The organism is Microbacterium oleivorans (genome assembly GCF_001644225.1).
In the GTDB taxonomy this organism is placed as follows: Bacteria; Actinomycetota; Actinomycetes; order Actinomycetales; family Microbacteriaceae; genus Microbacterium; species Microbacterium gawkjiense.
The window spans coordinates 132,642-158,230 of sequence record NZ_LSTV01000005.1; the positions used below are offsets into that span (position 1 = coordinate 132,642).

A 25,589-nucleotide genomic window follows, 5' to 3' on the forward strand; every position below is an offset into this window, starting at 1 on the left:
CTGGGGGTGGCGCGAATGACTTCGCTCGTAGGGGACGCGAGCGCGAGAGTCGCGTGGATGCGCGTCACCGCCCGTATCCAGAAGGCGTGCGGTGCCATGTCTCGCACCGTTCGCCCCGACTCCGGGATCGCCGATCCGGAACATGTTGCGGTGCCCCTCCGCAGCCCACGCGTACGACGCTTGCGAGGAGCAACCCGATGACGACCACAGATTCCAACGCGCCCGATCTCGCCGAAACGATGGCGAGACTGCGCGGAGCGCAGAAGGGCCACGCCCGCGGGGCGCCCGCGTACTCGGTGTACGTCAACCGTCGTATCGGACGGCTGTTCGCCGCCATCGCCTACCGGCTCGGCCTCACACCCAATCGCGTCACCCTCGTGAGCGCCGTCCACACCTTCACCGGTGTCGCGCTCATCGCTACGGTGCCGCCGTCATGGTGGTCCGGCGTCCTCATCTCCCTGCTGCTCGTGGCGGGCTACGCGTGGGACTCCGCCGACGGTCAGGTCGCTCGGCTCCGCGGCGGCGGCTCGATCGCGGGTGAGTGGCTGGACCACTTCGTGGATGCCCTGAAGATCGCGAGTCTGCACTTGGCCGTTCTGATCGGGCTCTACCGTTTCGGGGACCTCGGCGAGGTGGCCCTGCTCGTCCCGATCGGCTACTCCGTGATCGCGACCGTGACGTTCTTCGGCATGATTCTGAACGACCTCCTGAAAGGCGCGCGCGGCGTGGCGTCCACCCACACACGCGGCGGCGGTACCTTCGGCCGGTCGATGGTCCTTCTGCCGACTGACTTCGGGGTGCTCTGCCTCGCCTTTCTCCTGTGGGGTGTGTCGCCGCTGTTCCTGGCGGTCTACGGCGCTCTGTTCGCCGCCAACGCGCTCTTCCTGAGCGCAGCGACGCTTAAGTGGTTCCGCGAGATGCGCCGTGTCGGCTGACGATGGACGGTGGGCCGTCGTCGTCGTGAACTACGGGTCGAGCGCGCTCCTCGAGACCAACCTCGCCGCGACGGTGGCGGAGGCGGAGCCCGACATCGTCGTGGTGGTCGACAACCCGACGACCGGTGCCGAGCGCGAGCGCGTGCGCGACCTCTCCCGACGGGAGCATTGGACGCTCATCGAGCCCGACGTCAATACCGGTTTCGGAGGCGGTGTCAATCTCGGCGTCGCCGCGGCTGTCGAAGCGGGAGCGACCGGTCTGCTGCTGCTCAACCCGGACGCTCGGATCGACGGGGACGCCGTCGGCACGCTCCGGAGAGCGACCGAGGACTCCCCGCTCGCACTGTGCGCGCCACGGATCTTGACACCCGGGGGCTCGGTCTGGTTCGCAGGGTCGGACGTCTCGCTGGTCGACGGGCGCACCCGCAGCCATGCCAAACGGGCCCAGTACCCCGGCGAGGAGACCTGGGAGTGGCTGACCGGGGCGTGCCTGTGGTTCACAGCCGCGCTCTGGCATGTGACGGGCGGCTTCGACGAGGACTACTTCCTGTACTGGGAGGACGTTGACTTCTCTCGCAGGGTCGTGGCCGCGGGCGGGACGCTCCGGGTGGTGACCGACTCCGTCGCCGTGCACGACGAAGGGGCGACCCACCGATCGCGTCGTCAGACGAATCGCAGCAAGTCCGAGACGTATTACTACTTCAACATCCGGAATCGGATGCTCTTCGCCACTCGATTCCTCGACGACGAGGGGATCCGTCGCTGGCGAGCGGGCGTCACGGCATCCGCTCGTGAAGTGATCCTCCGTGGCGGGCGCGCGCAGCTGCTCAGGTCGCCAGCGCCATGGCGGGCCTATCTGCGCGGTGTGCGCGACGCACGTCGGATCGCGGATGAAGGCTTGAGGCCCGATGGCGACGGTGTCACGCCGGCCTCCAGGGGCTAGGATCTGTGCGAATCGTGCGGCGCGTCCACTGGGGAGGACGGCACGTTCATGGGGGAGGACGACATCAGCATGAAGGACGATGAAGCATTCGCGCGTGATCGCGATGAGTTCGAACGCCTGCTCGGCGACGAGCCGCGCCGCCCGCCACGCAGGGCGATGATCGCAGTGGCGGTCGCCGCAGTGGTGGTGATCGGGGGAGGCATCGCGCTCGCCGTCGGACTGACCGGCGGCGGCGTATCAGCGGCACCGGGCCGTGTCGGTTCGAGCGCCTCACCCGGAGCCGGCGAGCCCTCCTCCGATGCCTCGCCGGGCGGGACGGCGACGGGGGAGACACCCGACGGGTCGGCGGCGACGCCCGGAACCGATTCGGCCGAGCCGGATGATCCGTCCACGCCGGCCCCCGATGCCCGTGAGACGCTTCCACCGGCCGACCTCGCGGCACCCGTCACCGTGGACGGAGGGCCTACGGTGTCGGTGCGCCGCATCGAGAGCGTCACGGGGGAGGCCGTCCTTCCCGGTGAGGTGAGCGGCCCGGCTGTGCGCGTCACCGTCGAGGTGAAGAACGGCTCCACAAAGCCCATCGATCTCACCACCGCAGCTGTCACCCTGTTCGCCGGCTCGTCGGATCTGCAGGCCAGTCCGGTCACGAAGCCGGCCGGCAGGGCTTTCCCGTCCGAGGTCGCGCCGGGAAAGACGGCCGAAGGCGCCTTCGTCTTCGAACTGCCCGAGGGGCAGCGCGCCGACGTTCGCATCGAGGTCGATCTGTCCGTTTCAGACCCGCTGATCGCCTTCGAAGGCGACATCGACTGATCGGCCAAGGGGCCGATTCTGAAAACAGGTCGCGCTCAGCACACGTTATGGCGTATGTTGTGCGAGAAATCCTTTGGGGGGATTTCTGGGGACCCGTCAGCACCACGCGATCAGCGTGGGAATGCCGACGCGCATATAGGGGATGTAAATCGTGGGGACGATTTCTGCAGGCCGTGCGGCCTTTTCGATGATGATCGCGGCAGTCGTCGCGGCCGGACTCACGTTTGGGGTGGTGCCGACAGCGGCGATCGCGGCGGATTCGCCACCGGCCGCTGCGCCGTCGACGCTCCCTCAGACGGTGACGGCCGACGCGCTTCCCACCGTGCAGATCGACGGCGGCGTGGTGTGGTCCCAGGTCATCGTGGGAAACACGGTGTACGCCGCTGGACAGTTCTCGAACGCCCGACCGGCGGGCGCGGCACCGGGAACCAACCTCTCGGCGCGCGGCAACATCCTCGCCTACAACCTGACCACGGGCGCGCTGATCGCCTCGTTCGCTCCGACCTTCAACAATCGGATCAACGAGCTCGCTGCGTCTCCGGACGGCACGAAGCTCTACGTCACGGGTTCCTTCAGTCAGGTCGATGGTCAGAACCGGCAGCGCTTCGCCGTCCTCGACATCCCCAGCGGCAAGCTCGTATCGGGGACCGTCGGCTTGAACAACATCGGGAAAACGATCTATGCGACCGCCGACGGCGTGTTCGTGGGTGGCTACTTCACCTCCGTCGCGGGTCAGCCGCGACAGCGCATCGTAAAGCTGAATGCGACCGGAACAGCTCTCCAGCCGTTCGCGGTTCCCGTCGACAACGGGCAGGTGCAGAGCATCGCGGTGAACCCCGCCGGCGACCGAGTGGCCCTCTCCGGCAACTTCACGTCGGTCGGCGGCGGTGACAATCCGGGCTTCGGGCTGTATCTCGCCGACGCATCGAGCGGCGCCGGACTCCCGCTCCCCGCGAACACGCAGGTTCGCAACGCAGGTGAGACCGCCGGCTTCATGAGTCTCGCTACTGACGGAACGAAGTTCTACGGGGCCGGCTGGCACTTCAACGGCACCGGTAACACGGAGGGCACGTTCGCCGTGAACTGGGCGGACGGCGCCATCGCGTGGATCGAGGACTGCCACGGCGACACGTACGACATCGCGATAGTCAACGACATCGCCTACTCCGCCAGCCACAAGCACTACTGCGGCAACAGTGGCGGCTTCCCCCAGACCGAACCCTGGAGCTTCTATCACTCCACCGCATGGACCACCGATGCGCGCGGGACGAACACGGGTGACATCTACGGCTACCCGGACCACCCGGGAACACCGCGCCCCGAACTGTTGAACTGGTTCCCGCAGACCACGCCGGGCAGCTTCACCGGCACCGGCCAAGCCGTCTGGACGGTTACGGGTAACTCCGACTACGTCATCTACGGTGGCGAATTCCCCGTGGTGAACGGCACCCGGCAGCAGGGTCTCGTGCGGTACGGCACGCGTGCCCTCGCGCCCAACAAGCAGGGTCCCCGATTCTCGGGTGACGCGTGGAACTTCTCCGCGAAGTCCTTCTCCGCGGGCGAGGTCCGGGTGAGGTACGAGACCAACTGGGATCGTGACGACACCACCCTGACCTACCGCGTATATCGCGACTCCGAGTCTTCTGCGCCCATCGCGGAGAAGACGATCTCGACGGTGTTCTGGAAGCCGCAGACGCAGACCTTCACCGACGCCGACCAGCAGCCGGGCAGCTCGCACCGCTATCGCGTGGTCGCAACCGATCCGTACGGCAACGTCGCCAAGTCGAGCTGGATCACCGTGACGGTCTCGGACGCGGTCCTCGGCGACTATGCGAAGGACGTCTTCAAAGACGACGCCGAGCACTTCTGGCGCCTCTCCGACCCGGACTCCGCGAGCTCCAGCGACTGGGCCGGAACATCTGACCTGACGATCACCGGTACGGTGGAGTCCGCCGCGGGTGCTATCGCATCCGATCCGGACACCGCCAAGACCTTCTCGAACGGGGCGTTCGGGGCCACGACGGACTCGATCGAGGGTCCCGACACGTTCACGGTCGAGAGCTGGGTCAAGACGACTTCCACATCCGGTGGCAAGATCATCGGTTTCGGCAACAGCTCGGGTGGAAACTCGAACAGCTACGACCGGCACGTGTACATGGACAACGACGGCCGTATCTGGTTCGGCGTCTATCCCGGCGGGGTGCGGACGCTCAACTCCGGTGCCGGTTACAACGACGGCCAATGGCACCACATCGTGGCCAGCATGAGTGCCGACGGGATGAAGCTGTACCTCGACGGAAAGCGGGTCGCGCAGCGCGCGGACACGACGACAGCCCAGTCGTACTCCGGCTTCTGGCGGGTCGGAGGCGACAACATCGGCGGATGGCCGAACCAGCCCTCCTCCTCGCACCTCTCCGGCACCATCGATGATGTGGCCGTGTACGGGCAGGCGCTCACGATGGCGGAGGTGCAGTCGCACTACCGCAAGTCGGGGCGGACGCTGGATGTGCCCGACGCTCCGACCGACGCCTACGGCGCCGTCGTGTACAACTCCGAACCGGACCTCTACTGGCGCTACAGCGAGAAGTCGGGGACGAACGTCGCAGACAGCAGCGTCTCGGGGTACGCCGGTGCCATCGCCGGCACCGTGACGCGCGATGTGCCCGGTGCGATCTCGGGGACGACGGACCCCGGCATTGCTCTCTCGGGCTGGTCCAACGTGCATTCCGTCGCGCAGTTCGGGTCGCCGGGGTCCTTCACGGCCGAGACCTGGTTCAAGACGACCTCTACGCAGGGCGGCAAGATCATCGGCTTCGGAGATGCGCAGGCGGGCACGTCCTCGAACTACGACCGACACGTCTACATGCAGGACAACGGACAGCTCGTGTTCGGAACCTGGACCGGGCAGGCGAACACGATCACATCGCCGAAGGCCTACAACAATGGTCAGTGGCACCACCTGGTGGCGACGCAGGGGCCTGCCGGTATGGCGATGTACGTCGACGGTGTGCAGGTGGGGACGAACCCGCAGACGCAGGCGCAGGGGTACAACGGCTATTGGCGGGTCGGCGGTGACACCACGTGGGGCTCGTCGTCGCCGTTCCTCACGGGCAGCTATGACGAGACCGCGATCTACGGCCGCGCACTCACCGCAGCCGAGGTCTCCCAGCACTACGCCGTCGGCTCGACGGGTCAGACGCCGAACCTGGCCCCGACGGCGCAGGTGACTTACTCGCTCGATCACCTCGCCGCGTCCTTCCAAGGGTCGGGGTCAACGGATCCCGATGGAACGATCGGGTCGTACGCGTGGGACTTCGGCGACGGCGACACGTCGACGGAAGTCAACCCCTCGCACCGCTACCGTGCGGGCGGGGACTACACGGTCACGCTCGAGGTGACCGACGACGACGGCGCCACGAACTCCATTCAGGTGCCCATCACGGTCATCGCCAACGAGCCTCCGACCGCACAGGCTGCATGGAGCGCCGTCGGTCTCGATGCGACGTTCTCCTCCTCCGGTTCGACGGACAGTGACGGGTCGATCGCCGCATTCGCATGGGACTTCGGGGACGGACGCACCGACACGGCACCGTCGCCGAGCCACACGTACGCCGAGGCCGGCTCGTACACCGTCACGCTGACGGTCACGGACGACGACGGCGCGACCGCGAAGACCACACTCGATGTGGTCGTCACGGCACCGGTCAACGCGGCGCCGACGGCTGCATTCACCTCGACGGTGGCCGACCTTTCGGTCTCCGTCACGGGTGCGGCCTCCACGGACACCGACGGCACGATCGCCTCGTACTCCTGGGCGTTCGGGGACGGGGAGACCGCCACCGGCGTGACAGCGTCGCACGATTACGAGAGCGCCGGCGAGTACACGATCACCCTCACAGTGACCGATGACGACGGTGCGACGGATTCGAAGACCGCAACGGTGACGGTGAAAGCCCCGTCCGCGGCCAAGCCCCTGTTCCTTGACGAATTCTCGAGGACCGCGGGGTCGGGATGGGGCACCGCCGACATCGGAGGCGCCTGGTCGCTGCGTTCGGTGGCCAGCCGGTACTCGGTGGCGAATGGAAGCGGGAATCTGATCCTGCCGAAGGCGACCACGGTGTACGCCGACGCCACGTCGGTGAACACCGATCGAGTCCGCGTCGACGCCACATTCTCCGTCGACAAGCTCGCCGAGGGTACGTACGTCGCCGTCACCGGACGTCAGATCGGCGCGGACAGCTATGTCCTCCGCGTGAGGATCAGTGCGGACGGGACCGGCCGCCTGTATGTACTGCGCAACGGTTCGACGGCGATCGGTTCCTCGTTCCTGCTGCCGTTCACGATCCAGGCCGGGCAGAAGTACCACGCCACGTTCGACGTCACCGGAACGTCGCCGACGTCGCTCAAGGCGAAGGTGTGGCCTGCCTCGGGAGCTGAGCCCACCTGGCAGCGTGAGGTCACCGATGCGACGGCTGCGTTGCAGGCGCCCGGTCGGATCGGGGTCTTCGGATTCCTTCCCGCTGCGGTGACGAACGACCCTGTGACCGTCTCCTTCGACCGCATTGTCGCCGCGGACCCGGATGCCGGAGTGCCTCCGACGGCCAACGCCGCACCGACAGCGGCGTTCACGCACACGAAGAACGGCCTCAAGGTAGACGTCGACGGTGCGGGGTCATCGGACTCCGACGGTTCCATCGCATCGTATGCGTGGCAGTTCGGTGACCCGGCCGGAAGCGTCGGCACCGGGGCCAAGGTGTCGCACACCTACGAGGCGGCGGGGACGTACACCGTGCGGCTGACGGTAACCGACGACGACGGCGCGACGGCTACGGTCACCCACGAGGTGACGGTCGCCGCGCCCGCCGCCAACGTGGCGCCGACGGCGGCGTTCACACGGACACCGGCAGGTCTCACAGTTGCGGTCGACGGCAAGACGTCAACCGACTCCGACGGCACGGTCGCGTCGTACGACTGGCAGTTCGGGGATGCCGACGGGGGCACAGCGACAGGCGCCACGGCCTCGTACACCTATCGCGTCGCCGGGACCTACACGATCAGCCTGACCGTGACCGACGATGACGGGGCGACGGACACCAAGACGCAGCAGGTGACGGTGACGGCGCCCGCGCCAGGTGTGCTCTTCGCCGATACATTCGGCCGCTCGACGACCGCCGGCTGGGGGATCTCGGACAGCGGGGCGGCGTGGACGACCCGCGGTGCATCGACCCGCTTCTCGGTCGCCGACGGAAAGGGCACGTTCTCCGTCGGTGCAGGGACGTCGCTCTTCGCCGACACGCCTGTCATCGACAGCACGTCCACGACGCTGAGCGGGTCGTTCACTGTCGACAAGGTCAACGAGGGCATGTACGTCGGCGTCATCGCTCGTCGGGTGGGGACCACCCAGTGGCTCGTTCGGGCTCGGATCGCGGCGGACGGAGCCGTCAAGCTCAATGTCCTCCGCGGTGACAGCACGTCGGTCGGCGCAGCAGTGTCGCCGGCGGGGCTGACGGTCGCGGCAGGACAGACCTACCGTTTCGAGATCGACACCAAGACGACGACCACGACCGCGATCGCTGCGAAGTTCTGGAAGGACGGCGACACCGAGCCGACCGCCTGGCAGATCGAGCGCACCGATGCGACCGCCGCGCTGCAGGGGCCGGGATCTGCCGGGTTCTACGGCTACCTTCCGAGCGCGACGGCGAATGTGCCGGTTGCGCTGAGGTTCGATGACCTCGAGATCGTCGCAGCACCGTGACCGTAGGAGGCGTGCGGAGCGAGTGAACTCGATCGCTCGAGACCTGCGTGTCGTCCAGCTCTACGAGGTGGTGAGGAGCGCGCATCTGGAGCGGGCCGCGGCGGTCGAGCCGCGGCCCGTCATCCTGTACCGCCGCACCAGATACGATTTCGACCCGTCCCTCGTAGAGGCATCGAACGCGCAGCGTCGGGGTCTGTGGCGGTCGGTCGTTTATGCACTGTCCACGGACGTCGACATCGTCGAGGTGAACGAGCCGCTCTCGGGTGATTCGTCGTTGCCGAGCGTGTTGTTCATCGCTGCGGCACGGTTCCGAGCCGCCGTCCGACGCCGACCGCGTCCCCTAGCCGTCTCCTACGCCATCGAGAACTTCGATCCCGACGTGCTGGTACGGAACCTTCCGCCGAAGGCGAGGATCCGCCACCGACTGCGTCACCTTGCCACACCCATCTTGTGGCGATCGTTGGACCGGATCGTATACGGCACAGCCGGCGCGCGAGACGTGTATGTCAGGGTCTTCGGTGAAACAGAGGGCCGGCCCGACAGCACGCTGATCGAGGCTCTCCCCGCGCCGGCAGAGGGGACGGATGCCGCACGTGATCCGGTCATCATGTTCCTCGGCGATCTGTCGGAGAGGAAGGGCTTCCCCGACGTCGTCGCTGCGTGGCCCCGGGTGAGGGCGGCGGTGCCCCGTGCTCGTCTGCTGATCGTCGGGCGCGGCGCGGGCTCCGAAGAGGCATCGGCTCTCGCATCAGCCGATGAGAGGGTCACCACGGTCCTCGAGCCCCCTCGCGCCCACATCGCACAGCTCCTCCGAGAGGCGAAAGTCCTCGTGCTGCCCTCCCGTCGTCGACCGCTGTGGCGGGAGCAGGTGGGGCTGCCCATCGTGGAAGGGCTGGCGGCCGGGTGCCTCGTCGTGACGACCACGGAGACCGGCATCGCGGAGTGGCTCTCGCGCCATGGTCACTGGGTGATCCCGGAGGGGGAGGCTTCGGCCAGCCTCGGGGAGGCGCTCATCGAGGCGGTCGGCAGCTCCCGCCGGCCCGCGCACGTGCGTTCGGACCTGCCGTCCGTCGACGGGCGGCATGCAGCCCACGAATGGATGCATCGAGCCGGCGACCCTACCGGGATCGGATGACGTCAGCTATTCGCCGAGCGAGATGCGCAGTGGTGAAGGCCCCCTCGACGTGGTCGCGCGCAGCCGCCCCCGCGGCGGACGCGGACGCCGGATCGTCGAGCAGTGCCAGGGTCTCGCGAGCGAGCCCGTCGGCGTCTCCGACGTCGACCATGCGCACCGCTGAGGTCCCCCCGAAGTAGTCGTCCATTCCGGGCGTGCGCGTGATCACCAGCGGGCGACCCGTGGACAGAGCCTCCAGGCCTACCGTCATGCCCGACACATGAAGGTTCGGGCGGGTCGCTATGGTGACCACGGACGCACGCGCGTAAAGATCGCGCAGCTCGGCGTGCGTGAGATACGGGACGACCGTCACGCCGTCAGGCGGATCGATGCTGGTCTTGCTCTGCACCACGATCTCGACATCGGGACGGGAACGTCGCAATGCAGCCATCGCACGGAGCAGAGTCTCCGGATCTCGGTCGCGGTCGCCGCCGACGCTCACGATGAGGGGACGCCTGGGGTACGCCACGTGCCGGAAGAAGTCGTGGTCCACTCCGAAACGGACGTAGTGGACGGGCGGTGCCCCGGAGCCGAGGAACTCGGTGAGGGGAGCAGTCTGAGCATCCGAGAGGACCCACAGTCCGTCCATCCGTCTCATCGAACGTCGCAATCCTCGGAACGGCGATTCTCCTCGTCGTGCGACGCTGTCGGTGAGCCAGACGACCCCCGAGTAGCGTGCGCTCAGCGAGCCGGTAGTCGACAGGAGGGCTCCCGCGTTCTCGTCCCATGTGATTCCCACCGGACACCCGGGCCGCCGCCCGGGGGGGAAGAGCGCCCTCACTCGTCGGGAGGCACGCCCCACTGATGACACGTCCGGGAGGTTCCTTGCCGTGACGCCGGCGAGGAGCTCATCGAGTCGATCCAGCCCGTACGGCCACCGATCCGGGGCCGCGCCCACTGCGTGGCGCTCGCGCCATTCGGACAGGTCGCGACGAGCGGGATAGAAGACGACGACGCCCGCACCACCCCCCGTAGCCACGATCACATCGTATGCGTCGCGAGTGACGCGTGGCTACGGGGAGGGATCATCGATCGAGCGGAGCGGTGAATGCGCCCGGGCGCTTGGTGCCCGCGCCGACGCCGAGGGTTGCGGCGATGTCCGACGGCAGCCCGCCGAGCGACGCGCGTGGGGTGGTGAGCACGTCGCTGCGCAACGCGAGCGACGACGTGAGGATCGGGCTACCCGTCCACAGCGCGGAGCTCTTGTCGTTCCCCGTGAAAGCCGCCACCTCCGAAAGGGTCTTCAGGCTTTTGGTTCCCGAGGATCCGTTCGCCCAGCAGGCGAGGTTCGTCGGCGTCGACGAGTCGCGCCGGTAATACAGGTTGTTCTCCATCCATGCGCCGACGCCGGCGCCGGCGAGTCGACGCTCGATGTCCTGAGCGAGGATCGGGCAGGAGCCCGACTCGGTGCTGAAGGAGATCACGTTGTTCCGCACGACGACGTCGTCCAGAACCCACGGGGCGACGGTCTTCAGAGCCGTGTTCGTCTGACGGCGCTCATCCTGCCAGAACAAGATGGCTCGCCCGCCAGCGTCGATGGTGTTGTTCCAGATCCGGACGTCGCCGCTGTTCATCACATGGATGTCGGCACCGTTCCGCGAGAACACGTTGTCCGCGACGGTGGCCTGCTGGCTGAGTTCGAGCTGAACACCGGCGGTCCTGTTGTCGGCGACGGTGTTGCTCGTCACCTCGACATCCCGCGAGTTGATGTCGAACCACACCCCGGCGCTGTCGTTGTCATCGACGATGTTCCCGTCGATGCGGACATCGTTCGAATCGGTGATCTTCACTCCGCCCGAGACAGGTGCGGGCTTGAAGCTCTGCGTGTTGTTCCCCCTGATGATCGAATCGGTCAGCGCGAGGCCCGCTACTTTGTTGGCGCCGAGGCCCAGCAAGCCGTTGCCCTGCAGTGTGACCCGGTGGAACTTCTTGACGTCGTTCCAGGCGAAAACACCGACCGTGGCGTTGTCCCGCACGACCATGTTCTCGAAGGTGATGTCGTCGACCTCCGCGGTGACTGTTCCCATCATCGAGAGGGTCGTCGCGTATCGTTCGACACCGAACCCGCGCAGTGTGGTGTGCTTGCCCTGGATCTTGAAGGCGCGCGTCAGTGTGCTGGCCTCCACCTTCTTACCCGATGGGTCGGAGCCGACCAGCAGACGCTTCCCGCCTTCGTCCACATAGAACGTGCCGGCCGTCACCGCGCTCGCCGAGCCGACCTGGGTGAGGGGCTTGTCGTTGATCCATATCTGATCGGGATATCCGGCGAGCGGGTTCGTGCCGTCGACGAACCGGCGGGTCTCATCCATACCAGCCGTGAACGACACGGTGTGGTCGAATCTGTGGGTCCAGCCGGTTTTCACCCACACGTTGCCCGATTTGACCCAGCCGGTCACCGGTGAACTGCCGTCGAACCACACCGCTTCGCCGGGGTAGGCCTGGATGGTCAGCGCCTTGTTGTAGCCGACGTAGACGTACTCGCGGTACCTGCCCCCCCGGAGGACGATCGTCGATCCGGACGGTGCCTTCGAGACCGCGTACGCGGCACTTCCGTACGGATCGCCCGCCGTGCCGGAGCCTGTCTGCGTTCCCTTGGGCACGACGAAGATCGCGCGCGCGGGAACGGGGTACGTCGTCGAGCCGACGGGAGCGCTGCCCACAGCCTTATCGCTGCCGGGGGGCGTTGTAGGTGTCGGTGCGGGTGAGGTGGACGCGGGGTCCGAGACTCCGACGTCGTCGAGACGCACGGTCGAGGACGGCGAGCTCCCCGACAGGTAGGACGCGATGGCTGGGTATCCCGCGCGTGAGATGCGCTGTGCACTGGTGTCGTCGTAGACCGCCTGCCACGCGGGCTTGGTCGACCCCTGAGTCCAGATGCGAGCGCGCAGCTGGACCGGGGATGAACCGGTCACCGAGAACTCGACGTTGATGCGCCCTCCGGCTGGAAGGCTCGAGATCGGCTTCACCGAACGGAGCACGGCCTCTCGGCCGGAACCGCCGTCGAACCGGCTGATCCAGAGGTTGACACCCGTCTTTCCGAACCCGACCCGGGCCTGGTACGAATATTTGCCGTCGGATCGGAGTGCCAGCGAGACGGTCGAACCGTTCCCCGTCGTCGTCGGCTTCTCCGGCCAGACGGTGGCTCCCAGGACAGCGTCGGCGAGCGAGGTCGAGCGGGCCGCCTGCTCCGTGGACGATCCGGGCGTCAGAGCGATCGCCGCAGCTCCGTCGCGGACGCTCGTCGATCGCGGAGAGGAAACGGTCCACGCATCGCCGGAGGTCGACGTGCCCCACCCCTCCGCCTCGGTGCGGCTGAAGGTGTCCTGGACATGCGTTGCTGCGGTCGCCGCTGGTGCGGTCACGGCGGATCCCGCCGCGATGAGGGCGAACGCTACAGCGGTGGCGGCGGCCCGGACGCGGAATCGGGCACGCGCAAGGGCAGGAGGATGTGTCATATCAGCGGGTCGCCTTCGGGTGGGGGGGGTGGCGTGGATGAATGCTCATCAGAACACGGAGCGTGCTCTCAGCCGCGTGCCATGAGACACTTTTCATCTGTGCAGGGGTGCACGGCGTTCTGCGGACGGGGCTTGGTCCGCGCTGATGATGGGGGGTCATCGTGTGGGGTTCGCTGTGGCGATCGGAACAGCCGTCGCGCGACGGCCGGGTCGAATGGGTGGATGCCGGCAAGGGCCTGGCGATCGCGCTGGTTGTACTGTTCCACTCGGCGCGCTGGTTCGCGGGAGTGGCGGGCGATGTTTCGGGGTGGTTGTGGATTAACGACCTGCTCGCCACGATGCGGATGCCCTTGTTCTTCACTCTGGCCGGTCTGTTCGCCGCCAAATGGGCGAAGGCGCCGCTCGCGCAACTCTGGAACGCCAAGCTCCGCCTCTTCGTGTGGGTCTTTCTGCTCTGGGAGGTGCTCGGTCTCGGTCCGTATCTGCTCGGTCAAGCCGCACACGGGATCGAGATCAATCCACGGCGAGAGGTCTTCGACACCGCGATCTCTCCGCTGATCCCTCGTTTCGAGCTCTGGTTCATCTGGGCGCTGGCCCTGTTCTTCCTCCTCAACAAGGCGCTGCGCGCCGTGCCGACGGCCGTCACTCTGCCCATCGCCGCCCTCGCGTCCGTCATCGGGTTCACCGGCATCCTTCCATTCCCCTCGCCGAGCTGGACGGGTGTCTGCAAGTACTACGTGTTCTTCCTCATCGGGATGACCTGGCGGCGCGCGTTGTTCGCCTATGCGGCGCGCAGCGGATGGATCCTCCGCAGCCTCGTGTTCGTCTCATGGGCTGCGGCGGCGTGGGCTGTCACCGTGTTCGACCTGAGCGGGCTCCCCGGGTTGTATCCCGCCCTTGCCTGCCTGGGCGTGCTCGCGGGTATCGCCATCAGTCAGGTCCTGCAGAGGTCCGCGTGGCTCGTGGGGCTGGGCTCTCGGACCCTGCCCGTCTACCTCGCGCACACGCCCATCGTCATCCTGCTCGCTGCCGCTGTCTCGTTGATCGCGGACCACGCGGTGGTCCGCTCCGCGGCCCCCGTGCTGCCGGCGGCCGCCGCACTCGCCGCGATCGGACTCTCGCTGGGCCTGTATCGGATCTCGCGACGAACGTTCTTCAGGTTCCTCTTCGATCCGCCGCCGCGGCTCCTTGTGGCGCACCCTGCCGGGCCGACGAGCGCTGCGCGATGACGGCGGACACGGGCACCGCCAACACGATGAGTGCCAGCGGGAGCGTCTTCATCGCCGACACCGCAGGGCTGAAGGCAAGATCCCACATCAGGCGCGTCGCGAGATAAACCGCGAGTACGGTGCACGCGCCCTCTCGCAGCGCACGCTCCAGCCCCATGCCCGCGATGACGGCGACGATCGCGCACGCTGCGAGCCCGGGGAGGCCGAACCACAGCCAGAAGTCGCCCACCATCGAGTGGACCTCGATGCCACCGCCGAACATGAACCTGTCGACATAGTTGTTGTGAGGGTCGTAGCCGATCGCCGCCATCGAGGACTTCGCCGCGGTGACGTCGGTCGGCGAGGCGACGATGCCCGAGCCCATCCCCCACGGGTTCAGCCGGATGAGGGCTTCGGATGCGGCGATCTCGGGGCGGCCCCCGAGCAGAAGCGAGCCGGATGTGCTGATCTGCGCCTGGGTCCGATCCTTGGTCGCTTCGCCGAAGAATCCCTCCAGGATCGCCGCCTGCGCGACGAAGAAGACGGCGATGCCGAAGAGGACGACTCCGACGACGTTGCCCGCCCGGCGACGTCCGGACCCCGAGGCTCGACCGATCCGTTGCCAGATGAGGACCACAGCCGCCAGGAGCAGCATCGCCGTATTCGAGCGCGCGTCATTCAGCACCCCGACCGCCGCGAGCACAACGACGATGACGAGCTGCGGCATCAATCGGTCTCCCCGCGCGGCGATGGACATCAGGAGGATCGTGAGCGGGATCGAGAAAGTGAATCGCCAGCTCGCGCTGGCGTCGATCTCCCCGAGGATGCCGAGTGTCATGCCCACCCCGTACGCGATCGACACCGCCGACAGTCCGATGACGGTCCGTGCCCAGAGAAGGGTGCCGACGGCGCCGAGCAGACCCAGCGCGAGAGCACTGCGTTCGACCAGGCTCGAGGGGAGTGCGAGGTGATCGGTGGACATCCACCATGTGAGGAGCACGCCCGCGACGGCGGCGGCGACCAGGAGGGCGGCCAGTGCGACGAACAGTCGAGCCCGCCGCAGCAGAGGCAGCCAGAGAGGGACGAGCAGCAACCCGATGACTCCACCCGCGGGGGCGTTGAACGGGAGCGCGATGCGGAGTCCGACGATGACGCAGAGGAGGATCGCGAAGACTGATTCCGCCGTCCATCTGCGGGTGAAAATGTCCGCACTGTCGGCTGCGGTCGTACGCGGGCTCATGGCCGCGGCTTCGATCTCCCACCCCGACGATCGCTCTTGCGCCACCGCCACGGCTGCGGGATCGAGGAACCGTTGTCGTGGTACGGGCTCGAGTCGACGCGCTTGACGGCGTTGAGGACGACGCCGAGGATCCTCGTCCGGGTCGACTCGAGCTCGTCCAGCGTGCGTCGGAGCGCATGCCGCTTGGTGAACCGGTAACGAGCGACCACGAGGATGCCGTCCACGACCGGAGCCAGCCACAGCGGGTCGCTGACGGCCAGGACGGGCGGGCTGTCGATCACGACGACATCGAACCGTTTGCGCGCGTCGCCCACGAGGTCTCGCAGGTGGTCCGAGGTGAGCAGCTGACCCGGGTTCGGCGGGATCGTCCCACTGGGGAGGACGCTCAAGTTGCGGGTGCCCCAGTGCTGGATGGCGTCGGCGAACCCGATGTCGCCCACGAGAATCGTCGTGACACCGACGCCACCCTCGAGGCCGGTCATCTTCGCGATCGATCCACGTCGCAGGTCGGCGTCGATGAGGAGGACCCGCTGACCCTGTTCTGCGAGGATCAAGGCAGTCGACAGGGCGACCGAGGACTTGCCCTCGTTGGACGTCGCCGAGGTCACGAGGATCACGCTCGTGTCGCCGTCGACGTTGGCGAACCGGAGCCCGGCGGCCACACCGCGGATCGACTCGGCGGCCAGGCCGGTCTCCGCGCGCCGCACGGCGTCAGGGAGGGTGGCCCCATGACCGACGCCGGTGACTTCGCCGAGGACGGGAGTCTCAGTGAGCGCCGCGATGTCTTCGCGGGACTGCAGCCGCGTGGCGAGCAGTCGTCGCAGCCAGGCGTACACCATGCCGATGACGAGCCCGATGAGCCCGCCTACGACGATCAGCAGTCGCGTGTTGGGCGCGATGGGATCGCGGGACTCGGTGGCGGGGCTGATGGTCTCGATACGCACCGCCGGTCCGGACGTGGTCGTCTGGGGTGACAGGCCCTCGACCGCATCCGAGAGTTCCTCGGCGATCGCGTTCGCGATCGCCGCCGTCCCCGTCGACGATCCTCCGCTCACCGAGATGTTGAGCACTGCCGAGTCCAAAGGCGTCTCGACGACGACCTGCGCGGCGAGCGCGCGCGGCGTGATCGTGAGTCCGAGACTGTCGATCACCGGTTCCAGCACCACGGGTGATGTCGCGACCAGCGCGTACGTGCTCACGAGGCTCTGGACGTAGCTCGAGCCCTGGACCAGCTCGGCGGTGCTGTCGCCGCGGGTCGGCAGGACGACGACGGACGCCTGGGCGCGGTACACGTTCGGTTGCGTCTGCGCGTAACCGTAGGCGATCGCCGCGCCGAGGAGCACCAGTACGGCGATGGCGAACCACTGTTTGCGGAGAGCCGAGAAGTAGTCGTTGAGGCTCACCGTCGGAGCCCCGACTCTCCTGGAAGCGCGTTCATTGCACGTTCGACGTCGATCACGATGACAGGTCCCCCCCACAGCACCCGGTGCGCCCCCCAGCGGCCCCAGCGGATGCTCTTGTTTCCCGCATTCTATGTCGTATCGCGTGCGCTCGTACCAGGCCTGTCGCGACGTGCGCTGCCTCGACGCCGGAACCCGTCCGCCGACGTCGATCCGGATCGCACGGCACGCTCGACATGACGTCGCACCGCTGCTCGGTACGACTCGGGGGCGTGTCGCCGAAGGGCCTCTGCGCGACTGCGCTCGACGTCGGCGCGAACGCTCGCCCACGACTCGGTGATCGCCCGCAACTGGTCGGAGATGGCGGCAGGTTCGTTCACGGGGACCATGCGCGCCGTCGTGTAGCCGTCCGCCGCCTCTCGGAGCCCACTGGTGTCGGCGACGACGACAGGGCGCAGACCGAGGACAGCCTCGACGGCGGTGTTTCCGAACGGCTCGTCGATGCGTGACGGCACCACCACGACGTCGGTGTCAGCGACGAAGCTCCACACGTCCGGTTGGAACCCGGCGAACCTCACCGACATTCGCTCCGGCGCGCTCTCGGCCTGCAGCCGCAATTGCTCGCCGAACCACTCGTACCCAGGGAAGGTGTCGCCGACGAGCGTGACGTCGACGGGCACGCCGTCGCCCGCGAGGAGTGCCGCGGCGGAGATCACGAGGTCCGGCCCCTTCCGGGGTGACAATCGGCCCATGTAGAGCACACGCAGGGCGCCGTCCGGGCCGGCTCGCAGAGGCGACGGGCTCGTGGGCCCCACGACTCCGTTGAGAACGACTTCGGTCCGTGCCGCGAGATTCGGTAGCACGTGTCGGATGGTCGCCTGGCTGAAGCGGCTATTGACCAGAACCTCGTCCGACAGCAGATGAGGGAGGTACAGCAGCCGGTTGACCAGAGCGTTCCCGGATGCCTCCGCTTCATGCACGTGGCTGATCACGGAAGCACGTCGCAGTCGTGCGATGAGGGGCCACAGGGGAATGGTGATGGTGCTCACGTACACCGCGTCCGGCCGGACACGGCGCATGATGCGCCACGCCGAACCGAGTCCTCGGAACGTCTCCCTGATCAGGCGGATCCACCCCGAAGGTCGCAGGAGCGCCTTGCGCAGCACGAGACCGGGTGCGATGACCACGTCGGCGCCGAGCGAGCGGAGCTCGTCGATGAGCGGACCGTTCGTAGGGATCGCGACGACCACGCGTGACCCGCCGTCGATGAGACCGGCGACCGATTCGCGGAACATCCGATCCGATCCGAACAGCTCGGCACCCGGATGGGCCGCGAGGACCGTCCTCGGCGTGGTCACAGGACACCGGCCATCGTCAGGACCGACGCGAGCGCCGTCGTCGCCGCGGCCGCGTTCGGAGCGTGGTCGTGGTGGGCGCGCTTCCCCCTGCGAGCGCGAACGGTGTCAGCGAGATCTTCGTCGCTGACCCCCTCGACCTGTGGTGGGGAGGGGCAGACAGAGAACACGTCGGCGGTCTTCGCGACGCCAGGGGTGAGCACGGGCGTCCCGAACGAGCCCGCGACGATCGCGACATGCGGGCTCGTCGTGAACACGACCCCTGCGGACGCAAGGACGTAGATGATCTCCTCCGCCTTCAATCCGATGAGAGCGCTGGTCCTCGTCCGCTGAGCTGCGGCGGTGAGCGCTCGGTCCTCGCCCGCATGCGCACCGAGCGACAGGACCGCGACTGGCAAGCCTCTCAGAGAGCGGAGCGCCGCCTCGACACGCGCTTCCGGCCAGCCGTGGATCGCTGCTGCATGGAAGACGACGAGCGGTTCGTCCACACCGAGCCGGTCTCGCACGATCTGATGGCCGCGCTCGGCGGATGCGGGCTGGTCTGAGAGGGCGGGATGGGCGAAGAACATGTCGGGCGCGCGGACGATGCGTTCGGGGCGCACGCCGGCGGCCTCGAACTGATGCGCGGCGTCGGACGTCCGAACCCAGACGCCCTCCAGGCGACTCACCGCGGCGCGGGCTCGAGCGTCGTGCGCCATTCGACGCGCCCCGACGGACACCAGAACGGTCGGCGTCCCGGGCACCCAATCCGCGTCGGGAAGCCACGCACCCGGCCCGGTGAGGAAGTGCCTCCGCGCGAACAGTTCGGCGCGCAGGCGAAGAAGACGACCTCGGCGCTGGTCCTCCGGAATCGCCATGTGATCGAGTGCGACGGTGGCGGTGTCCAGCCGGATCAGATCCCCGCCCCCGACGAGCACCGCGGAGACCTTCGAGCGGCGGATCTCGCGGAGCGGTCGGATCGGCTCCCCGGCGAGGGTGGCACCGGCGAGCGGGGCGAAGTGGGCGACTTCAGCCTCCATCCCGATGCGACGGAGAAGACGCCGGGTGACGCCCGGATACAGCCGGTCGCTCCAGTTGGACACGGAGAAATCGCCGACCTGGGCGAGCTTCACGGTCGTCGAGCGTGCCGATCTCTCATCGGCCGACACGTCACTGATGATGGGCTCCTGACTCGGGGATCTCGTCCGCGAGTGCAGCCCGGCGGGAGCGATACCGGACGAGAAGGACGTTGGGTACGAGCTGGCACGTGACGACGGCGACGATCGAGCCGATGAGCGGGCCCGGGGCGCCGAGAGTCGGCGTGAGACCGATCGTGAGGCCGAGGTTCACCGGCAACAGCACGACCGCGCATGCTGCTTGGAAGGTGAGCCCCCGGGGGTCCGTGAGAGCCATGCCGTAGGGCTGTTTGATCGCCTGGACGATGATGAAGACACCGCCGGCCACGAGGATGGGCCAGCCGAGTTCAATCCGACCGCCTGATGCGAGGTCCGCCAGCCATCCCGAGAACATGAAGATCACCGCGCCGCCGCCCATCGCGAGCGCTGCGAACATTCCCGCCATGGCGTGCGGCGAGAACGGCGTGGCTGTGCCCGCTGAGCGTGCACGGGCGAAGACGGGCCACAGGGACATGCCGGCGGTGGCGAGGACTCCCAGCGCGGGCGTGAACATCTGCATCGCCAGGCTGTACTCGGTCAGGTCGTCGAGGGAACCCAGGTGGCTCAGCACGAGCCGGTCGGAGGACATGGCGAGGGGGAGCGCGATCATCTGGACGAGCAGAGGCCACGCGACATTGAAGACGCGCTCGCCGCGTACGCGGGGATTCAGACTTTCTCGAACGGCGACACCGATCGTGGGGGAGATGCGACGCACCGCGATGACGAAGGCGATGGCGCTGATCAGGAACGTGCTCGCGTACGACGCGACGGCGATGTACCCGCCGTCGGCGCCGGCCGAGATCGTCAGCCAGAGCACGACGAGAACGACCGGCGTCTGCAATGCGCCGAGGAGGACGACGAGCGTGTTCAGGCCGAGCGCGATCAAGATGCGCTGCGCGAAGGAGATGAGCAGATTGAGCGCGAAGATCGCGAGGCAGAGCGTCGCGGCGAGGGCGCCGGATCCGAGGCTCAACCCGTCGCCGAGTAGTACGTCCCAGTAGCCGAGCGCATAGATCCCGACCGCGACCGTGAGGAGCACGATCGCGCAGCACACGAGCAGGCGCATGCAGGAGACCAGGACGCCGCGGAGCACCGGATCGGTCCGGGGGTTTCTGGCGGCGGAAGCGGCGTTCAGGATCGCGGCCGACAGCCCGAGGTCCGTGAACGGCAGGAGCGCGGCGATGCCGACGAGGAGCGTGTACTGGGCGTACGTCGCCTCGCCGTAGTTGTCGAGGATGAGCCGCGTGACGACGATGCCGAGGAACGCACTCACCGGCATCACCATCAGTCGGGCGATCGCGCTGCCGCCGACCGACGTGAGCATTCCGCGTTTTGTCGCGAGTCGCCGTTCGATGCCTGCGTCGATGTCCGCCGCGACGACGTCGATCGCGGGGGACTCGGGATCTCGGGTCGTGTCGGGCGCCGTCATCCGCCGGTCACCGTGTCGCTCGCGTGCCGTCGCGCACGACGCCCGAGCAGGTGCATCGACTCGCCGCGGGCGAGTCGGACGGCGAGGTCCTCGTAGTCGGTCGCGATGTCGTCCCAGCGGAACGCCTCGCGGGCGCGCTCGCGGACGATCCGCCCCATCACGGTGGCGTCGGCGGGGTCGCCCTCGAGGGTCGCGAAGTGCCGGCCGGCTTCGGCGGCATCCGCGAAGAACAGCCCGTGCTCGGCCAGCGTCTCGTGGTTGAAGCCGACGTCGTACGCCAGGACCGCGGTGCCGGCACCCATCGCCCGCAGGAGTGAGGGATTCGTGCCGCCGACGGAGTGCCCGTGCACGTACGTGAGCGCGTGGAAGTACAAGGCATCGAGCAAATCCTGGTCGTACACCCCGCCGAGGAAGCGGATGCGAGGATCATCGCCTGCCGCGGCTCGGATCCGCTCCGTGTACTCGGCGGCGTACGGGGCCGAGCCGACGACGACCAGTGGCATCGTGGCCGAGCTGGCGCGGTATCCCTCGACGATCTCGAGCACGTGATTCTCGGGCTCGAACCGGGCGACCACGAGGTGGTATCCGCCCGGTGCCAGGCCGAGGGAGCGGATGCCGTCGGCCGGGGCGTCCTCGAGGATCGGGGCGCCGTAGCGGATGAGCTCGGTCGGCACGCCGAACTCGCGGTCGTAGTAGTCGCGGATGCCGGGGGCGTCGGCGATGAGCGCGTCGGCGGTGCGGACGCCGAACTCCTCCGCCCAGCGGTAGTACGCCTTGCCGCGTCGGCCCCACTTCGACCGCTTCCATTCCAGGCCGTCCATGTGCAGGGCGGTCGGGATGCCGCGGGCGCGGAGTACCGGCAGGAACGGCGAGTTCGCGGCGTTGAAGACGAAGGCGGCATCCGGTCGGCGGCCGAACACGGCGTGCACGGTCGAGAGCCCGGTGTGGCTCAGCGTTTCGAGCTGCTTCACCTGGAGGGCCGGCAGGTGGACGACCTTCATGCCGAGGTACTCGCGGGCTCGGCTCTCGGAGCCCCGCGTGTACACCGTGACACCGTGTCCGCGCTCGACGAGCCGACGACCGATCTCCTCGACCGCCGTCTCGAAGCCGCCGTACGAGGCCGGGACCCCGCGGGTGCCGATCATCGCGATCTCGAGCGTCCGCGTAGCGCGGGGCCGCTCGTCCTGGGCGAGGCGGACCGGCTCGCTGTCGAGCCGCCGCGGGATTTCGATGACCATCAGTACGCTCCCTCGGTGGTGACCATGACCTTGGCGGTCCGCCACATCAGGACCAGGTCCGTCATGACGGTCCAGTTCTCGACGTAGCGGAGATCGAGCCGGACGCTCTCCTCCCAGGAGAGATCGCTGCGTCCGCCGACCTGCCAGGGGCCGGTGATGCCCGGCTTGATGTAGAGACGGCGCGACACGGTGCCGTCGTAGGCGATGACCTCGGACGGCAGCGGCGGGCGCGGACCGACGACACTCATGTCGCCGCGCAGCACGTTCCAGAACTGCGGAACCTCGTCGAGCGAGAACGACCGCAGGAACCGGCCGACCCTCGTCACGCGCGGATCGCGCCGGAGCTTGAAGAGGGGCCCCGACCCCTCGTTGTGGGCGAGGAGCGCCGCGAGTTCGGCCTCGGCATCCACTCGCATCGTCCGGAACTTCAGCATCGCGAACTCGCGTCCATCGCGGCCGACGCGCGCCTGGCGGAAGAAGACGGGACCGCCGTCGTCGGCCGTGATCGCGATCGCGATCACGAGCGCGATCGGCGCGAACAGGACGAGGGCGGCGAGCGACGCGAGGATGTCGAGCGCCCGCTTCACGTAGAAGGCGGCACCCTCGAAGCTCGGGAGCTTGACGTGGATGAGCGGCATCCCCTCGACGGGGCGCAACGACATGCGCGGCCCGGCGACGTCGGTCAGGCGGCTCGAGATCACGAGCTCGGCCGCGGTGCCCTCGAGCGCCCACGCGAGCCGCTTCACGTACGCCGGGTCGCCGGCGGGCTGGCTCGCGACCACGATCGTGTCGCTCTCGTGGATCGCAGCGGCACGCAGGACGGCGTCATCGCCGCGCGTGACCGGGTACACGACGTCGTCGACGGTGAGCGAGTCGCTGTCGTCGTCGAGCAGGGCCACGCCGACGACGAGGTATCCCAGCTGACCGGCCGGTCCGAGCGAGCGGATCGCGTATTCCACGTCGTCCCGCGAGCCGACGACGACGGTGCGCGAGGCGTACCGGCCTTCGGCGCGCTGGCTGATGAGCCATCGCCGCCATGCCCACCGCGAGGCGAGGAGCGCCAGGGTGCCGAGCGGCAGCGCAGTGAACAGCTGCGCACGGATGCCGTGCCATTCGAACATCACGAAGACGATCGCGAGCAGCCCGAACGCGAGCCCGGTTGCATGGGCGACGCGCGCGTACTCCGTGGGTCCGGTCCCGACGACCGTCGTCGACCGGGTGTTGAAGAGCCCGAGCGAGATGAGCCAGATCATCGCGGTCGCGACGGCGATGAGGACCCGGCTGCGGACGGCGATGTCGCCGGGCGCAGCGGCGGTGACCGAGACGATGGTCGCGAAGGTGCAGGACACCGCCACGACGACGGCGTCGTTCACGCGGAGCCGCGTGCGGAACCGTCGCTCCCACTGCAGGCGGCCGACGAGCGCCGCCGAGGCGCGAGGCGCCTCAGTCGTCGCGGTGCGCGACGCCGTCTTCGGGGCGAGCCCGGGCAGCGTGAGACCCGGTGCGATGCCGTCGACCGCGGTCACCGAACGTCCCCATACACATCGGTCAGCTGCCGCATCATGCCCCCAAGCAATGTGCGTCACTGCATCCGCCCCCAAGGCGGCTGCATGTTCCCCAAGCGAGCTTCGCGGTCCCCCAAAGACCTCCGCGCGACCCCCCGGCCGCGCGATCCACTCGGAGGCAACTGTAGCGCGCACCGGGCGAGCGTGCGAGTGCGATTCGTAAACCCGGCGTCAGTCGATGTTCATCCGCCCCGCCGTCACCGCCCGCCGTACCCGGTGACGCGGCCGGGGGTCAGGCGCCGAACGCCCGCACGAGGGTGAGGAGCAGCGGCCCGACCCGGCCGTCCATGCGGAACCGCGCGAACCCCTCCGACACGGCCCGTCCGGTGCGCGAGGTGACGAACCACGGCGGTTTCGGCAGGGCCGAGAACCGGCCTCGTCCGAGCGAGCGCGGGAAGGGCCGGAACGGTCCGCGGACGACCGTCCGCTCGACCCCGTCGAGCAGCAGCGCGTTGTGCACGACTCCGATCCCGCTGGGCGCGTCGTCGATCGTGCCGCCCGGGTAGGCACCCCAGGTGGCGGTCGGGGTCAGGAATCCGAAGGCGGTCCACGCGTTGACGGCCACGGTGCCGTGGCGCAGGCGCGCGAGGGCGTCCTCGAAGCCGGGGCCGAGATCCCGCAAAGTCGCCGGGTCGATGAGGACGTTGGCGCCGAGGGTGCCGGTGAGCCGGTCGTTCGCGTGGGCGATCGCCGCGTCGAGGAACGCGGCCCCGGTGCCCGGGAGGTCGATGACGCCGAGCACGGGCGCGAAGTACTCCGTCGTCTCGATCTCGCCGCCGCCCGCCGCGATGGCGCGGGTGTCGCCGGCGAACCACGCGGCATCCGGGTACACGTCCCTCACGCGCTGCAGTCGGTCGGCGGCGTTCGGGTACCAGACGGGACGCTGCGGCGTCCGCCCGAAGGCCCGGTGCAGCTCGCGCACGAACTCCTCGCGCTGGTCCCAGTCGCGGCTGAGCAGCACGACCTGCCCGGCGATGCAGTTGTGCCCGCTGTTGTGCAGCCGCATCGTCGCGACGTGCTCCGCCTGGAACCGCAGGTCGGCCTTCGACCAGCGCCCCGGCACGACGATGATCGGCGACACCCCGCCGAGCTCGGCGGTGATCGGCACCCGCAGCCGGTCCTCGCCCGTTCCGACGATGGCGCGGAAGGTGGTCTCGGATCCGGTGATGTGGACGTGGTCGATCCCGGGATGCCGCGTGAGGTACGCCCCGACGTCGCCGCCGCCGCTCGCCACGGCGACGAGGCCCGCGCGGATCAGCGGTGCGAAGGCGCGCTCGAACACGGGCACGAGCGCGTCCTGCGTGGGGTTCACCTTCAGGAGCGCGACGCGCCCCTCGGCCAGCAACTCGTACAACACGTCGAGGAACGGGATCGAGGTGACGTTCCCGGCCCCGAGGACGAGGCCGACGCCGCCGGCGCGGTGCGGATGCCGCGACGCGAGGCCCGCGGCATCCCTCGCCTCGTGCGGGGTGACGCCGGGCTGCAGCCACACCTCGGCGGTGTACCCCGACAGCAGCAGGCGGTCCGAGGCGTTCAGGGGCGAGGAGTGCACGACGGTGCGTCCGCCGGGGCCGGTGCCGAGGCGGACGCCGGCGAGCGGGCTGCGTCCGCGCGCGAGGGCGTCCAGGCTGGCGGCGTACGCGTCGAGCGCGACGAGCGCCGCGTAGGGACCGGCAAGCCATTCCTCGCCAGCGAGCGGATGCCGCGGGTCGAGGCCCTTGCTCTCGGCGGCGACGCGCGCCCACTCCGCCGCGACCGCGCCGACGGCCGCGCGGACCTCGCGGAGCAGGTCGCGCCGGGCGGCCGCGGGGAGCGCGCGCCAGTCCGCGGAGCCGGTGCGCAGGCGCGCGAGCGCCGCGTCGAGGGCGGCGCGGGTGTCGGCGTCGGGGGAGAGGTCCCGGGGCGTGGCCGGTGACGTCGTCGTCATC

The 25,589-nt window shown here is 68.6% G+C and carries 16 protein-coding genes; 6 read left to right on the top strand and 10 right to left on the bottom strand.

Annotated elements, in window-relative coordinates:
* Positions 1 to 197 precede the first annotated feature (197 nt).
* The 5 genes from AYL44_RS12255 to AYL44_RS12275 all read left to right on the top strand — a co-directional run bounded on the left by AYL44_RS12255 (position 198) and on the right by AYL44_RS12275 (position 9,578).
* Positions 198 to 935 carry a CDP-alcohol phosphatidyltransferase family protein gene (locus tag AYL44_RS12255; RefSeq protein ID WP_064003582.1) on the top strand — a complete coding sequence of 246 codons (738 nt, stop codon included), beginning with the start codon at positions 198 to 200 and terminating at the stop codon, positions 933 to 935.
* Positions 925 to 1,878: a glycosyltransferase family 2 protein gene (locus AYL44_RS12260; RefSeq protein WP_064003583.1), complete on the top strand. Its 954-nt coding sequence runs from the start codon at positions 925 to 927 to the stop codon at positions 1,876 to 1,878. The genes AYL44_RS12255 and AYL44_RS12260 overlap by 11 nt, the downstream gene beginning before the upstream one ends.
* 48 nt (positions 1,879 to 1,926) lie before the next feature.
* Positions 1,927 to 2,688 carry a DUF4352 domain-containing protein gene (locus AYL44_RS12265; RefSeq protein ID WP_064003584.1) on the top strand — a complete coding sequence of 254 codons (762 nt, stop codon included), beginning with the start codon at positions 1,927 to 1,929 and terminating at the stop codon, positions 2,686 to 2,688.
* 298 nt (positions 2,689 to 2,986) lie between these two features.
* Positions 2,987 to 8,443 (top strand): PKD domain-containing protein, encoded by a 5,457-nt coding sequence (locus AYL44_RS12270; RefSeq protein ID WP_231872799.1) that lies wholly within the window; start codon positions 2,987 to 2,989, stop codon positions 8,441 to 8,443.
* A 22-nt stretch (positions 8,444 to 8,465) separates the two neighbouring features.
* Positions 8,466 to 9,578, top strand: coding sequence for a glycosyltransferase family 4 protein (locus tag AYL44_RS12275; protein WP_197471655.1), 1,113 nt, complete (start codon positions 8,466 to 8,468; stop codon positions 9,576 to 9,578).
* On the opposite strand, the gene AYL44_RS14810 is transcribed toward AYL44_RS12275, so the two are convergent.
* Together AYL44_RS14810 and AYL44_RS14815 are read right to left on the bottom strand one after the other, a co-directional pair.
* Positions 9,562 to 10,215 carry a glycosyltransferase family 4 protein gene (locus AYL44_RS14810; RefSeq protein WP_331709491.1) on the bottom strand — a complete coding sequence of 218 codons (654 nt, stop codon included), beginning with the start codon at positions 10,213 to 10,215 and terminating at the stop codon, positions 9,562 to 9,564. The genes AYL44_RS12275 and AYL44_RS14810 overlap by 17 nt on opposite strands.
* 427 nt (positions 10,216 to 10,642) lie before the next feature.
* The gene (locus AYL44_RS14815; RefSeq protein ID WP_231872801.1) at positions 10,643 to 12,217 is read right to left on the bottom strand and encodes a right-handed parallel beta-helix repeat-containing protein; all 1,575 of its coding nucleotides are present in this window, start codon (positions 12,215 to 12,217) and stop codon (positions 10,643 to 10,645) included.
* A 1,016-nt stretch (positions 12,218 to 13,233) separates the two neighbouring features.
* Here AYL44_RS14815 and AYL44_RS12290 point away from each other — a divergent pair.
* Positions 13,234 to 14,301, top strand: a complete 1,068-nt coding sequence (locus tag AYL44_RS12290; RefSeq protein ID WP_064003586.1) for an acyltransferase family protein — start codon at positions 13,234 to 13,236, stop codon at positions 14,299 to 14,301.
* Here the strand turns inward: AYL44_RS12290 and AYL44_RS12295 are convergent.
* The 8 genes from AYL44_RS12295 to AYL44_RS12330 form a co-directional block, all read right to left on the bottom strand.
* Positions 14,228 to 15,520, bottom strand: coding sequence for a hypothetical protein (locus AYL44_RS12295; protein WP_157532672.1), 1,293 nt, complete (start codon positions 15,518 to 15,520; stop codon positions 14,228 to 14,230). The two genes, AYL44_RS12290 and AYL44_RS12295, sit on opposite strands and share 74 nt — an antisense overlap.
* Positions 15,517 to 16,923 carry a polysaccharide biosynthesis tyrosine autokinase gene (locus AYL44_RS12300; RefSeq protein ID WP_064003588.1) on the bottom strand — a complete coding sequence of 469 codons (1,407 nt, stop codon included), beginning with the start codon at positions 16,921 to 16,923 and terminating at the stop codon, positions 15,517 to 15,519. Before AYL44_RS12300 ends, AYL44_RS12295 begins: the two co-directional genes overlap by 4 nt.
* A gap of 128 nt (positions 16,924 to 17,051) precedes the next feature.
* Positions 17,052 to 18,278, bottom strand: a complete 1,227-nt coding sequence (locus tag AYL44_RS12305; RefSeq protein WP_064003589.1) for a glycosyltransferase family 4 protein — start codon at positions 18,276 to 18,278, stop codon at positions 17,052 to 17,054.
* A complete protein-coding gene (locus AYL44_RS12310; RefSeq protein ID WP_157532674.1) occupies positions 18,275 to 19,387 on the bottom strand; it encodes a polysaccharide pyruvyl transferase family protein in 1,113 nt (370 codons plus the stop codon). Before AYL44_RS12310 ends, AYL44_RS12305 begins: the two co-directional genes overlap by 4 nt.
* Positions 19,388 to 19,424: 37 nt before the next feature.
* On the bottom strand, positions 19,425 to 20,858 hold the full coding sequence (locus AYL44_RS12315; protein WP_082886205.1) for a lipopolysaccharide biosynthesis protein: 1,434 nt from the start codon (positions 20,856 to 20,858) through the stop codon (positions 19,425 to 19,427).
* Complete coding sequence (locus tag AYL44_RS12320) at positions 20,855 to 22,096, bottom strand: DUF1972 domain-containing protein (RefSeq protein WP_064003591.1); 1,242 nt, start codon at positions 22,094 to 22,096, stop codon at positions 20,855 to 20,857. The genes AYL44_RS12315 and AYL44_RS12320 overlap by 4 nt, the downstream gene beginning before the upstream one ends.
* On the bottom strand, positions 22,096 to 23,622 hold the full coding sequence (locus AYL44_RS12325; protein WP_064003592.1) for a sugar transferase: 1,527 nt from the start codon (positions 23,620 to 23,622) through the stop codon (positions 22,096 to 22,098). The genes AYL44_RS12320 and AYL44_RS12325 overlap by 1 nt, the downstream gene beginning before the upstream one ends.
* Positions 23,623 to 23,893: 271 nt before the next feature.
* Complete coding sequence (locus AYL44_RS12330) at positions 23,894 to 25,588, bottom strand: aldehyde dehydrogenase family protein (RefSeq protein WP_064003593.1); 1,695 nt, start codon at positions 25,586 to 25,588, stop codon at positions 23,894 to 23,896.
* Between the last annotated feature and the right edge of the window lies 1 nt (position 25,589).